General features: G+C 68.1%; 11 protein-coding genes. 10 read left to right on the forward strand and 1 reads right to left on the reverse strand.

Annotated features, from left to right (window positions below):
• The 4 genes from ettA to JWP28_RS05705 all read left to right on the forward strand — a co-directional run.
• Positions 1 to 1,171, forward strand: a 1,171-nt coding sequence (gene ettA, locus JWP28_RS05690; RefSeq protein WP_299540936.1) for an energy-dependent translational throttle protein EttA, incomplete at its 5' end; no start/stop codon positions are given.
• 84 nt (positions 1,172 to 1,255) lie between these two features.
• Complete coding sequence (locus JWP28_RS05695; RefSeq protein ID WP_299540938.1) at positions 1,256 to 2,959, forward strand: M10 family metallopeptidase; 1,704 nt, start codon at positions 1,256 to 1,258, stop codon at positions 2,957 to 2,959.
• A complete protein-coding gene (locus JWP28_RS05700; RefSeq protein WP_299540941.1) occupies positions 2,941 to 3,279 on the forward strand; it encodes a hypothetical protein in 339 nt (112 codons plus the stop codon). The genes JWP28_RS05695 and JWP28_RS05700 overlap by 19 nt, the downstream gene beginning before the upstream one ends.
• A 302-nt stretch (positions 3,280 to 3,581) precedes the next feature.
• On the forward strand, positions 3,582 to 4,133 hold the full coding sequence (locus tag JWP28_RS05705) for a type 1 glutamine amidotransferase domain-containing protein (RefSeq protein ID WP_299540943.1): 552 nt from the start codon (positions 3,582 to 3,584) through the stop codon (positions 4,131 to 4,133).
• On the opposite strand, the gene JWP28_RS05710 is transcribed toward JWP28_RS05705, so the two are convergent.
• Entirely contained in the window at positions 4,130 to 5,386 is a 1,257-nt protein-coding gene (locus JWP28_RS05710; protein ID WP_299540945.1) for an MFS transporter, read from the reverse strand. The genes JWP28_RS05705 and JWP28_RS05710 overlap by 4 nt on opposite strands.
• Before the next feature lie 270 nt (positions 5,387 to 5,656).
• Between JWP28_RS05710 and JWP28_RS05715 the strand changes: the two genes are divergently transcribed.
• From JWP28_RS05715 to metH, 6 genes are all read left to right on the forward strand, one after another.
• Positions 5,657 to 6,586, forward strand: a complete 930-nt coding sequence (locus JWP28_RS05715; RefSeq protein ID WP_299540948.1) for a 2-hydroxyacid dehydrogenase — start codon at positions 5,657 to 5,659, stop codon at positions 6,584 to 6,586.
• A 17-nt stretch (positions 6,587 to 6,603) separates the two neighbouring features.
• Complete coding sequence (locus JWP28_RS05720) at positions 6,604 to 6,975, forward strand: VOC family protein (RefSeq protein WP_299540950.1); 372 nt, start codon at positions 6,604 to 6,606, stop codon at positions 6,973 to 6,975.
• Between the two features lie 32 nt (positions 6,976 to 7,007).
• Positions 7,008 to 7,979, forward strand: coding sequence for a metalloregulator ArsR/SmtB family transcription factor (locus tag JWP28_RS05725; RefSeq protein ID WP_299540953.1), 972 nt, complete (start codon positions 7,008 to 7,010; stop codon positions 7,977 to 7,979).
• Entirely contained in the window at positions 7,976 to 8,917 is a 942-nt protein-coding gene (gene metF / locus JWP28_RS05730; protein WP_299540956.1) for a methylenetetrahydrofolate reductase [NAD(P)H], read from the forward strand. Before JWP28_RS05725 ends, metF begins: the two co-directional genes overlap by 4 nt.
• Positions 8,914 to 9,975 carry a homocysteine S-methyltransferase family protein gene (locus JWP28_RS05735; RefSeq protein WP_299540959.1) on the forward strand — a complete coding sequence of 354 codons (1,062 nt, stop codon included), beginning with the start codon at positions 8,914 to 8,916 and terminating at the stop codon, positions 9,973 to 9,975. The genes metF and JWP28_RS05735 overlap by 4 nt, the downstream gene beginning before the upstream one ends.
• 190 nt (positions 9,976 to 10,165) lie before the next feature.
• The coding region (metH, locus tag JWP28_RS05740; RefSeq protein WP_299540961.1) for a methionine synthase at positions 10,166 to 12,738 on the forward strand (2,573 nt) is incomplete at its 3' end.

A 12,738-nucleotide genomic window follows, 5' to 3' on the forward strand; every position in this document is an offset into this window, starting at 1 on the left:
CGAGCGGCGGCGCGTGGCGCTGGCCCGTCTGCTGCTGTCGAAGCCCGACATGATGCTGCTGGACGAGCCCACCAACCACCTGGACGCCGAGAGCGTGGCCTGGCTGCAGCACCACCTGGAGAGCTTCCCGGGCTGTATCATCCTGGTGACCCACGATCGCTACTTCCTGGACCAGGTGACGAAGTGGACGCTTGAACTCGACCGCGGCAAGGGGCTGCCCCACGAGGGCAACTATTCCTCCTGGCTCGAAGCCAAGACCAAGCGGATCGCCCAGGAAGAGCGCGAGGAAGCCGGCAAGAAGCGCGCGATCGACCGCGAACTGGCCTGGGTGCGGTCGTCGCCCAGCGCCCGGCGCACGAAGTCCAAGGCGCGCCTGTCGGCGTTCCACGACCTGCAGAACGAGGCCGAGAACGCCAAGCAGACCTTCGCCCAGATCCAGATCCCGCCCGGCCCGCGCCTCGGCCAGCAGGTGATCGAGGTGGACAATCTGGAGAAGGAGTACGGCGACAAGCTGCTGTTCAGGAACCTGACCTTCAAATTGCCGCCCGGCGGCATCGTCGGCGTGATCGGGCCGAACGGGGCGGGCAAGTCGACGCTGTTCAAGATCATCACCGGCCAGGAAACGCCGGACCAGGGCTCGGTGAAGCTGGGCGAGACGGTGAAGCTCGCCTACGTCGACCAGAGCCGCGACAGTCTCGATGCCAAGAAGAATGTCTGGGAGGAGATCTCCGGCGGCCTCGACGTCATGAAGGTGGGCGGCCGCGAAATCCCCAGCCGGGCCTACGTGGGCTCGTTCAACTTCAAGGGCGCCGACCAGCAAAAAAAGGTTGGCTTGCTGTCAGGCGGCGAGCGCAACCGCGTGCACCTAGCCAAGACGCTGGCGGCCGGCGGCAACGTCCTGATGCTCGACGAACCGACCAACGACCTGGACGTGGAAACCCTGGGGGCCCTGGAATCGGCGCTCGAGGACTTCCCCGGCTGCGCCGTGGTCATCAGCCACGACCGCTTCTTCCTCGACCGGCTGGCCACCCACATCCTGGCCTTCGAGGGCGACAGCCAGGTCGACTGGTTCGAGGGCAACTTCGAAGCCTACGAAGAGGACAAGAAGCGCCGGCTCGGCGCCGACAGCCTGATCCCGCACCGGATCAAGTTCCAGAAATTCACGCGGTAGAAGCCCAGCGAATATGGATTGACGAGGGCTGCAGCCTCTACCTTAGGATGCGCTCGGTAGCGTGCCTGGTTGGGGCTCCAGCGTATGTCGACGCCGTCAACCGATCAGATCATCGGTGATCTGACTTTTCCGGGTGCTCGCTGGTCGACGCCGACCATCACTTTCAGCATTCCCGTTGCGGGAAGCATGTGGCCGACCTACGCGCCGCCGGGGCCTGACGCGTCGCTTCCGAACGGACACGAACCGTTCGAACCCAACTATTCCGTTCTGTCCGCGGCCCAGGCCGATGCGTTCCGCGACGCCATAGCGGCCTGGGCGCGGTTGATTGCGACCCCCATCGTCGAAACCAACGACCTGACCAATCCAGGCGAGATCCGGGTGGCGTTCACCGACACCGGCGGAGACGGGGGCCTGATCGCGGTCGGGGCCTACACCTACTATCCGGTTCCCGGAGATCCCGCGAACAACCCATCTGCCGGCGACATCTGGCTGAACACGATCGACAAGGCCTGGACCTACCGGGTCGGGTGGGATCTCGCCGGAGGCGACAGTCCGTCTCCGGTCCTGCTCCACGAAATCGGGCACGCGCTAGGGCTGAAGCACCCCTTCGACGGGCCCGACGTGCTGCCGGCGGCGTACGACAGCGTCCTCTACACGGTGATGTCCTACAACATCAGCGGCTACAACGAGGAGACCCTGAGCTTCGCGGTTCAGCGCAACCAGTTGATGATCCACGGAGAGCGGGCTGTGGTCGCCTCGCCGATGGTCTTCGACATCCTGGCCGCACAGTCGCTCTACGGAGCCAATCCGAATACTGCCGCCGGGGATACGGTCTACAAATTCGCGGACTCGACGCCGTTTTTCAATTCGATCTACGACGCAAACGGTATCGACACCATAGATCTTAGCGGACATACGCGCGCGTCCAATATCGACCTTACCCCCGGCTCATATAGCAGCATCGATATTTTCACGGCCGGCGAGCAGAAGGCCTATTGGGCAAGCATATATCCCGCTTTTGCTCAACAGATATCTGATCAGATCGACAACGATATTGTCCAGGGGATTTTATACACGGGCCAAGACAACCTTGGCATCGCCTTCAGTACGACGATCGAAAACGCCATCGGCAGCTCGGGCGCAGACACCATCACCGGCAACGCTGCCAACAATAGCCTCAGCGGCGGCGCCGGAAACGACGTCATCATGGCGGGTGGCGGCAACGACACGATCCAGGGCGGCGAGGGGACCAGCTATCTGCGCGGCGAGGACGGCAACGACTCGATCACCGGCGGCTCGGCCTTCGACGATATCAACGGCAACAAGGGCGACGATACCCTGCACGGCAACGCCGGTGACGACTGGGTGGTGGGCGGCCAAGGCAACGACATGCAGTTCGGCGACGCCGGCGGTGACGTCGTCTGGGGCAACCTCGGGAACGACACCCTCGACGGCGGCGACGGCAATGACCAGGTGCGCGGCGGGCAGGGCGACGACAGCCTGAGCGGCGGGGCCGGCGACGACTTCATCTCCGGCGACCGCGGCAACGACACCGAGACCGGCGGGGCCGGCGCGGACCTGTTCCACACCTTCCAGGACGCCGGCATCGACAAGGTGCTGGACTTCAATCTCTCCCAGGGCGACCGGGTGATGCTGGATCCGGGGACCTCCTACACCGTGGGCCAGGTTGGGGCCGACACGGTGATCGACATGGGCGCCGGCAACCAGATGATCCTGGTCGGCGTGCAGATGTCGACCCTCGCGCCGGGTTGGATCTTTTCGGCCTGACGCGCGCCTACTTCGGCGGCGGGGCGTCTGGCGGCGTGGCGCTAGGCGGCGTACTCGGCGTGGTCGACGACGGCGGGTTGACCTGGCCGCTCGACGGAGCGTCGGTCGACGGGGTCGCGGACGGCGGGGTCGTGCTGGAGCTCGAGGTGTCGCTGCTCGGCGATGTGGTCGCGCCAGGCGGAGCGGAGGCGTCCGGGGCGGGGGCGGCCGGCGCCGTCGCGGCCGTGTTAGCCGTCGAACCCGTGGAGGCGGTGGAGGCCATGGTCTGGCCGGACCACCAATCGTTCCGCGCCCGCTGCGCCGGCGAGGCCTTCAGGTAGGCGGTGAGTTGGGTATAGGGGATCGGCTGCTTCGGCCCTGCGACGGTGGCCGAAGCGGAGGCCTTGGCCTTGTGATGGGGGGCGGCGGCAAGCGCGGACCCGCCTATCAGAGTGACGGCGGCCGCCCCGGCGGCCAGCAAAAGCGTTCTCATGGATGTCTCCCTCTGGACGCCGCTAAGCGGCGCCGAGATCAACTGACGAGTCCGCGCAAAGTTGCATGGCGAAGGTCGGATAGGCCGGAACCGGGCGGGGGCGCGGCCGGTTCCCCGGGCTCCAAACCCAAATCCGAAGAGGAGCAGCCCATGCCTAACGACCGGTTGCGCGGCAAGAAGGTCGCCGTTCTCGCTACCGACGGCTTCGAGCAGGTCGAGCTGGAGAAGCCCGTCGAGGCGCTGAAAGAAGCCGGCGCCGAGGTTGAGGTGGTTTCCCCGCACGGGGGCCAGATCCAGGGCTTCAATCACTTCGACAAGGGCCGCATGGTTCCGGTCGACCGCACGCTCGCTCAGGCTGACGCCGACGACTACGACGCCATCGTCCTGCCGGGCGGCGTCATCAACCCGGATCAGTTGCGCCTCGTCCCCCAGGCCATCGAGTTCGTGCGCGCCTTCTTCGAGGCGAGCAAGCCGATCGCCGCGATCTGCCACGGTCCCTGGACGCTGATCAACGCCGAGGCGGTGGAGGGAAAGCGGATGACCTCGTGGCCCTCGCTGGAAGTCGATCTGGAGAATGCGGGCGCCGAGTGGGTGGACGAGGAGGTGGTTGTCGACAATGGCCTGGTCACCTCGCGTAAGCCCGATGACCTGCCGGCCTTCTGCGCCACGATGATCGAAGAGTTCGCCGCAGGGCCCCACTAGGCCCCGACAGGCATCTCCTTCACCTGACGCAAGGGCGAAAGCGCCCCGATCAGGGGGCCCAGCAGCAGGCCGGCGATCGCCAGGAATAGCGTCTGGCGCAGCCCGAGCTCCTGGCCCAGGACACCACCCGCCAGCGCTCCCATCACGGCCGCACCGCCGCCGATGGCGCGGAGGGTCGCCCCTACGCGGCCGAGGACGGCCTGGGGCAGCACGCTCTGCCAGAGGCTGCCGGCCAGGATCAGGGGGACCACGCCGAAGGCGTCGCCCAGGAACTGGGAGACCGCTAGCGCCGCCATCGCGCCCATAGGGTTCGACGGCGCCAAGAGGACGATCATGGTGCCGAGCGCCGACAGGGCTCCGGCGAGGCAGATCGTCGGACCGACGCCCAGGGCCCGGGCCATTGGCTGGGCCAGGACTGAGCCGGTAAGCGCCCCAACGCCGCCGGTCGTTATGCCCAGGCCGAGGAGCACTGGACCCAGTCCAAGGTCGCGCAGGACGAAGGCGATGTAGAGTGCGCTGAAGAAGCCACCGAACAGGTGGCCTATGCCGGTCATGATCAGCACGACCCGAACCCGGGGTTCGCGCCACGCCGTCCTCGCGCCGGTGACCACGCCGTCGACCCAGCCGCGACGCCGCGTCTCGGCATGGGAGCCCGCCTCCGGCGTGCGGATGCGCATTAGCAGCAGGGCGGACAAGACGTAGGTGGCGGCATTCACCGCCACGGCGATCGGCGCGGTCAGCCATTGGAAGAGCAGGCCCGCGAGCGCCGGCCCGCCCATCTCGGCGACGGACTCCGTGGCGCTGATCTTGGCGTTGGCGTCGATGACCAGGGACTTTCCCACGAGTCCCGGCAGGTAGGCGTGGTCGGCGATGTCGAACAGCACGCTCGACGCGCCCACCAGGGCGGCGGCGGCATAGACTTGCAGCATGCTCAGCACATGCAGCCACGCCGCCAACGGCAGGGTGATCAGGATCGCCGCGCGCGCCAGATCCGCGGCGATCAGGATCGGCCGGCGCGCGGTGTGGTCCACGAAGTCCCCGGCAGTCAGGCCCACCAGCAAGGCCGGCCCGCTGGCCAGCGCCGACAGCAGGCCGAGCTGCGCTGGCGAGGCGGCGAGCCCCAGCACGGCCATCATCGGCAGCCCCTCGCGGGTGATCCGCGAGCCGAAGTCGGACACCGTCTGGGCGGCCCAGAGGCGCAGGAAGTCACCTTGTCGCCACAGAGGGCTCCTCGGCGGGGTCTTGTTGGTCATCGAGGGGTTCAGACGGCTTGGAGGGCGGTCGCGCGACCGCTGGGCCGCCGGCCGCGTCGCGACAGGCGGAGCTGAGGTGAGCGCGTATTTTTTAGGCCGCCGCGCCACTCACCGGGCCGGCTTGTGCCGACCGGCGTTCTCTAAGTCAAGCTCGGGTCGGCCAGGAACCGTGCGCTCTGCCGACAATGACAATCCGCTGCATGACCTTCCCCGTCCAGCGTGGCTATAGGAGTGGCGGCCTGGAGTGAAGGCCCCCCAAACGGAGCGACAATGTCCGAGCCGCTAACGCTGATTTCCGTTCCGATGCTGGCGGCGTTGGAGCCGGCGTTCCAGCGCGGCGGCCTCTCGACGGCGCGCGCCTGGGAACTGACCGACGACGAGCGGCCGCGGGTGCGGGCCGTGGTCCACGCCGGCGAGTTCGTGCTGACGCCGGAGTTCCTGGGCGCGCTACCGGCGCTGGGCCTGATCGCCTGCGTCAGCGTCGGCTACGACGGGGTGGACGTGCCCTGGTGCCGGGGGCGGGGCATCGAGGTCTCCCACGCCGAGGGCCTGAACGCGGAGGACGTGGCCGACCATGCCATCGGCCTGATGCTGGCCGCCTGGCGCAATCTGCCGGCGCTCGACCGCACGGTGCGCGAGGGCCGCTGGCGGCAGGAGGAGCGGTTGAACCCGCAACCCAGCCTCGGCGGCCGCGCACTGGGCGTGGTCGGCCTCGGCCACATCGGCGCGGCGGTGGCGCGGCGCGCGGAGGCGATGCGGCTTTCCGTCCGCTGGTGGGGTCCGCGCGAGAAGGAGGCGCCCTGGCCCCGGGCCGCGAGCGTGCTGGAACTGGCGAAGGCGAGCGACATCCTGGTGGTGGCGGCCCGCCCCGATCCCTCGAACCGCGGCCTGATCTCGGCCGAGGTGATCGAAGCCGTGGGGCCCCAAGGCCTGATCGTCAACGTCGCCCGCGGCTCGCTCATCGACGAGCCGGCGCTGGTGGCGGCGCTGAAGGACGGACGGCTCTGGCGCGCGGCGCTGGACGTCTTCGCCCAGGAGCCGACCCCGGCGGAACGCTGGGCCGACGTCCCGGGCGCCGTACTCGCGCCTCACACCGGCGGGTCCAGCACCGAGGCGATCCCCTTGATGGTCGCGCAGGCGATCGACAATGTGCAGCGGTTCCTGGCCGGGGAGCCGCTGGCGAGCCCGGTGGCGGGCTAAGCGGGAAGGAGAACGACATGGCCAAGGTGCTGGGCATCGGCGGGGTGTTCTTCAAGGCGGCGGACCCGCAGGCGGTCCGCGACTGGTACGCCCGTGTCCTCGGGTTCGAACTCCACGAGTGGGACGGGGCGATCTGGCCGCACCCGGCCACAGGCCATACCAACTGGAGCGTCCACGAAGCTTCGACCGACTACTACGACCCCTCCACGCAGCCTTTCATGGTCAACTACATCGTTGACGATCTGGACGGCGTCTTGGCCAAGGCCAAGGCCGAAGGCGTCGAACCGCTGGGCCGCCAGGAGGAGGTCTATGGCCGCTTCGCCTGGGTGATGGACCCCGTGGGCGTGAAGGTGGAACTCTGGGAGCCTGGCGCGATCCAGCCGACTTGACATAAAGACATAAAGATATCTTTATGCGCAGCATGAAGCTCTCAGCGAGCCAAGCTGTGGAGGTGCTGCGCGCCGCGGGGGAGCCCTCGCGCCTGCGTATCCTAGCACTTTTGGCGCGCGAGGAACTGGCGGTCCTGGAGCTGTGCCGAGTGCTCGATCAGAGCCAGCCGCGGGTGTCCCGCCACCTGAAACTGCTTGCCGAAGCGGGGCTCGTGGAGCGGTTTCCCGACGGCGCCTGGGTGTTCTACCGGCTGACCGCGGGCGGGCAGGCCAGCGACCTGGTGGCCGAGGTGCTGACGCGCACCGATCCGGCCGACCCGGCGCTGGTGCGCGACGCCGAGCGGCTGTCGGCGGTCTGGGCTGAGCGGGCCGCCGACGCCGGCGAATACTTCGCCCGCAACGCCGCCCGCTGGGACGAGATCCGCTCGCTCTACGTCTCCGACGCCGACGTGGAAGACGCTATCCTGAAGGCGGCTGGCCCCGGGCCGTTCCAGCGGATGGTGGACCTGGGCACCGGCGCCGGGCGGATGCTGACCCTGCTGGGCCCGCACGCGCAGACCGCGCTCGGCCTCGACCTTTCGCAACAGATGCTCAACATCGCCCGGAACCGCGTGACCGGGGCCGGCCTGCAGCGCTGCGAACTGCGCCACGGCGACATCTTCTCCACCCGCCTGCCTGACGAGAGCGCCGACCTCGTGGTGGTGCACCAGGTGCTGCATTACCTGGCCGACCCCGCCGCGGCGGTGAAGGAGGCGGCCCGCATCGTCGCCGGCGGCGGCAAGCTGATCATCGCCGACTTCGCGCCGCACCGCCTGGAGTTCCTGCGCGAGCAGCACCAGCACCGCCGCCTGGGCTTCGCGGAGCCGGAGATGGCCCGCTGGCTGGCCGACGCGGGTCTGGAGAAGGTGCAGGTCACCGCCCTGCCGCCGGCCCGCAAGGAGGGGCTGACCGTCAAGATCTGGACCGCCGAGCGCGGCCGCCAGCGCCAGAGGAATGCGGCATGAGACGCCGGAAGAGCGACTTCGGTGACCAGGCCCTGGGCCCCATCGCGCGCGCCGGTGGCGACGCGCCGAAGCCCAGCGTCTCCTTCGAGTTCTCCCCGCCCAAGACGCTCGAGGCTGAGGAGACGCTGTGGGAAGCGATCCGCCGGCTCGAGCCGCTGAACCCCAGCTTCGTCTCGGTGACCTATGGCGCCGGCGGCTCCACGCGCGACCGGACGCACCGCACGGTCATCCGCATGCTGAAGGAGACCACCCTTCGGCCAGCGGCGCACCTGACCTGCGTCGAGGCCAGCCGCGGCGAGGTGGACGAGGTGATCCAGGACTACTGGGACGCCGGCATCCGCCACATCGTGGCCCTGCGCGGCGACCCGCCCGGCCAGATCGGTGGGACCTATACGCCCCGGCCTGACGGGTACTGCAATGCGACCGAACTGACGGCCGGCATCCGCGCGATCGGGCCGTTCGAGGTGAGCGTCGGCCTCTATCCGCACGTGCATCCCGAGAGCCCCTCGATCGAGCACGATATCGACGTCCTGAAGGCCAAGATCGACGCCGGCGCGACGCGCGCCATCACCCAGTTCTTCTTCGATCTCGACGGCTTCTTGCGCTTTATGGATCGCGTCCGGAAAGCCGGGGTCACGATCCCAATATGCCCCGGGATCATGCCCGTGACAAATTTTAAGGGCCTGAAAAAGATGGCCGGGCCGATCGGCATCCGGCTGCCGGCCTGGCTCGAAAACCTGTTCGACGGCCTGGACAAGGACCCGGACACGCGCAGGTTGCTGGCGTGCTCGGTTGCGACCGAGACTTGCGCCCGGCTGGCCGAAGAGGGCTTTTCCGACTTCCATTTCTACACGCTCAACCGCGCAGACCTTACCTATGCGATCTGCCGCGTGCTGGGCGTGCGCGAACCCGAACCCCGGAAGGAGGCCGCCGCATGACCCGGCAAGAGCGCATCGCAGCCCTGAAGGCCGCCGCCAAGCAGCGCGTGCTGATCCTGGACGGGTCCTGGGGCGTGATGTTCCAGAAGCGCGGCCTGAGCGAGGCGGACTACCGCGGCGAGCGGTTCAAGGCCCACGCCGGCCAAATGAAGGGCAACAACGACATCCTGTGTCTGACCCGGCCCGATATCGTGGGCGAGCTGCACGACGCATACTTCGCCGCCGGCGCCGACATCAGCGAGACCAACACCTTCTCGGCCACCTCCATCGGCCAGGGCGAATACGCGCAGGAAGCCGCCGTGCGCGACATCAACCTCGAAGGCGCGCGGATCGCCCGCGGGGTCGCCGACCGCTGGACCGAAACCGAGCCGCACAAGCCCCGGTTCGTGGCGGGCTCCATCGGTCCGCTGCCGGTGATGCTGTCGATGAGCTCGGACGTGAACGATCCGGGCGCGCGGAAGGTCAATTTCGAGCAGGTCTACCAGGCCTATTCGGAACAGGTGCGCGCGCTGCACGACGGCGGCGTCGACCTCTTTTTGATCGAGACCATCACCGACACCCTGAACTGCAAGGCCGCGATCAAGGCGATCCTCGATCTGCAGGACGAGGGCTACGAGCCGCTGCCGATCTGGATCTCGGGCACCATCACCGACCGCTCCGGCCGCACGCTGTCGGGCCAGACGGTGGAGGCGTTCTGGAACTCCGTGCGCCACGCCAAGCCGTTCGCGGTGGGCCTGAACTGCGCGCTGGGCGCCGAGCTGATGCGGCCGCACATCGCCGAGCTGTCGCGCATCGCCGACACCCTGGTTTCGGCCTATCCGAACGCCGGCCTGCCCAACGCCTTCGGCGAGTACGACGAGACGCCGGACGAGACCGGCCACATGCTGCACGACTGGGCCGAGCAGGGGATCGTCAACATCCTGGGCGGCTGCTGCGGGACGACGCCGGACCACATCCGGCATGTCGCAGAGGCGGTGCGGGGTTTGGCTCCGCGGCCGATCCCGGAGCGGCCGACGGCGATGCGACTGGCAGGGCTGGAGCCGTTCGAGCTTGCCTAGGCCTTCCTTCTCCCCTTGCGGGAGAAGGTGGCCGCGCGGAGCGGGGCCGGATGAGGGGTCGTGAGACCTCTCCGCCGCGGCCCAGGGAATCAATTGGATAGACTTGAGAGACCCCTCATCCGTCGTGCATTCGCACGACACCTTCTCCCACAAGGGGAGAAGGGTTGAAGTGGTCAGTGAGCGGATTTGAATGCGACCCCTCTTCATCAACGTCGGCGAGCGGACCAATGTCACCGGCTCGGCCAAGTTCAGGAAACTGATCGAGGCCGGGGAGTATTCCGAGGCGCTCTCCGTCGCGCGGCAGCAGGTGGACGCCGGCGCCCAGGTGCTGGATGTGAACATGGACGCCGGCCTGCTGGATTCGCAGGCGGTGATGGTCACCTTCCTGAACCTGATCGCGGCCGAGCCGGACATCGCCCGCGTGCCGGTGATGATCGATAGCTCGAAGTGGGAGGTGATCGAGGCGGGGCTGCGCTGCGTGCAGGGCAAGGCGATCGTCAACTCGATCTCCATGAAGGAGGGCGAGGCGAAGTTCGTCGAGCAGGCCAAGGCGTGCCTGCGCTATGGCGCGGCGATCGTCGTGATGGCCTTCGACGAGGTGGGGCAGGCCGATACGGCGGACCGCAAGGTCGAGATCTGCACGCGGGCTTACCGGCTCCTGACCGAGCAGGTGGGGTTCCCGGCGGAAGACATCATCTTCGACCCCAACATCTTCGCGGTGGCGACGGGGATCGACGAGCACAACAACTATGCGGTCGACTTCATCGAGGCGACCAAGCGGATCAAGCAGACGCTACCCCATGCGCGGATCTCGGGCGGCGTCTCCAACGTCAGCTTCTCATTCCGCGGCAACGAGCCGGTGCGGCGCGCGATCCACTCGGTGTTCCTCTATCACGCCATCGAAGCCGGCATGGATATGGGCATCGTCAACGCCGGCGAGCTGCCGGTCTATGACGACATCCCGCAGGAGCTGCGCGAGGCCGTCGAGGACGTGATCCTCAACCGCCCGCAGCGCACGAACATCTCCAACACCGAACGGCTGGTCGAGCTGGCGCCCAAGTACAAGGGCGGCAAGAGCGAGGCCAAGGGGCCGGACCTGGCCTGGCGCGAGGGCGACGTGCGCCAGCGGCTGACGCACGCCCTGGTGCACGGCCTGACCGACTTCATCGAGGCCGACACCGAGGAGGCTCGGAGCCTCGCCGAACGGCCGCTGCACGTCATCGAGGGCCCCTTGATGGACGGCATGAACGTGGTCGGCGACCTGTTCGGCTCGGGCAAGATGTTCCTGCCGCAGGTGGTGAAGTCGGCCCGCGTGATGAAGCAGGCGGTCGCCTACCTGATGCCGTTCATGGAGAAGGAGAAGGAGGGCAAGCCGCGCCAGCACGCCGGCCGCATCCTGATGGCCACCGTCAAGGGCGATGTGCACGACATCGGCAAGAACATCGTGGGCGTGGTCCTGCAGTTCAACAACTACGAAGTGATCGACTTAGGCGTCATGGTCCCGGCCGACCGCATCCTCGACGAGGCCGTGGCCCAGAAGGTCGACATCGTCGGCCTCTCCGGCCTGATCACGCCCTCGCTGGACGAGATGGCCTATGTGGCGGGCGAGATGGAGCGCCGCGGCTTCAAGATCCCGCTGCTGATCGGCGGCGCCACCACGTCGAAGACCCATACGGCGGTGAAGATCGAGCCGAAGTACAAGGGCGGCCAGACGACCTACGTCCTGGACGCCAGCCGGGCGGTGGGGGTGGTCTCAGGGCTGCTCTCGGCCACCGAGAAGGACCGGCTGCAGGCCGAGACCAAGGCGGAGTACGTCCGGGTTCGCGAGCAGTTCGCGCGGGGGCAGGACAAGCGCGCGCGGGCGAGCCTGGCTGAGGCGCGCGACAACGCGTTCACGCCCGACTGGACGACCTACGACCCGCCGAAGCCGAGTTTCATCGGCACACGGACGTTCGCCGCCTACGACCTCGCCGACCTCGCTCGGCACATCGACTGGTCGCCGTTCTTCGCCAGCTGGGAGCTGATCGGCCGCTATCCCCAGATCCTGGAGGACGACGTGGTCGGCGAGGCCGCCGTCAGCCTGTTCGCCGACGCGCAAGCCATGCTGCAGCGGATCATCGGCGAGCGGTGGTTCGAGGCGCGCGGCGTGGTCGGCTTCTGGCCGGCCAACGCCGACGGCGACGACATCGTTCTCTATACGGACGAAAGCCGCGAAACCGAGCTCGCCCGCTTCCACACGCTTCGCCAGCAGATGGCCAAGGACAAGTCGCAGGCCGACGGCGGCCGGGCCAACGTCGCGCTGGCCGACTTCGTGGCGCCGGTGGGGACGCGGCCCGACTGGGTGGGCGGCTTTGCGGTCACCGCCGGCCACGGCGAGGCCGAGATCGCCAAGGCCTTCAAGGACAAGGGCGACGACTATTCGGCGATCATGGCCGCGGCCCTGGCCGACCGCCTGGCCGAGGCCTTCGCGGAGGCGCTGCACAGGAAGGTGCGCACCGAGCTCTGGGGCTATGCGCCCGACGAGGCCTTCGACATCGACGTCCTGATCGCCGAGCAGTACCGCGGCATCCGCCCGGCGCCCGGCTATCCCGCCCAGCCCGACCACACCGAGAAGGGGACGCTGTTCCGGCTGCTGGACGCCGAGGCCGCGACCGGGCTGGAGCTCACCGAGAGCTACGCCATGTATCCGACGGCGGCGGTCTCGGGCCTCTACTTCGCCCACCCGGAGAGCCACTATTTCGGGGTGGGGCGGATCGAGAAGGA

The sequence above is a fragment of the Phenylobacterium sp. genome, assembly GCF_028290885.1.
In the GTDB taxonomy this organism is placed as follows: Bacteria; Pseudomonadota; Alphaproteobacteria; order Caulobacterales; family Caulobacteraceae; genus Phenylobacterium.

Excerpts from the sequence above, each read along its gene's own strand:
- JWP28_RS05695 (WP_299540938.1), top strand. The coding sequence starts at position 1,256 with ATGTCGACGCCGTCAACCGATCAGATCATCGGTGATCTGACTTTTCCG.
- JWP28_RS05705 (WP_299540943.1), top strand. The coding sequence starts at position 3,582 with ATGCCTAACGACCGGTTGCGCGGCAAGAAGGTCGCCGTTCTCGCTACC.
- JWP28_RS05710 (WP_299540945.1), bottom strand. The coding sequence starts at position 5,386 with ATGACCAACAAGACCCCGCCGAGGAGCCCTCTGTGGCGACAAGGTGAC.
- JWP28_RS05715 (WP_299540948.1), top strand. The coding sequence starts at position 5,657 with ATGTCCGAGCCGCTAACGCTGATTTCCGTTCCGATGCTGGCGGCGTTG.
- JWP28_RS05720 (WP_299540950.1), top strand. The coding sequence starts at position 6,604 with ATGGCCAAGGTGCTGGGCATCGGCGGGGTGTTCTTCAAGGCGGCGGAC.
- JWP28_RS05725 (WP_299540953.1), top strand. The coding sequence starts at position 7,008 with ATGAAGCTCTCAGCGAGCCAAGCTGTGGAGGTGCTGCGCGCCGCGGGG.
- metF (WP_299540956.1), top strand. The coding sequence starts at position 7,976 with ATGAGACGCCGGAAGAGCGACTTCGGTGACCAGGCCCTGGGCCCCATC.
- JWP28_RS05735 (WP_299540959.1), top strand. The coding sequence starts at position 8,914 with ATGACCCGGCAAGAGCGCATCGCAGCCCTGAAGGCCGCCGCCAAGCAG.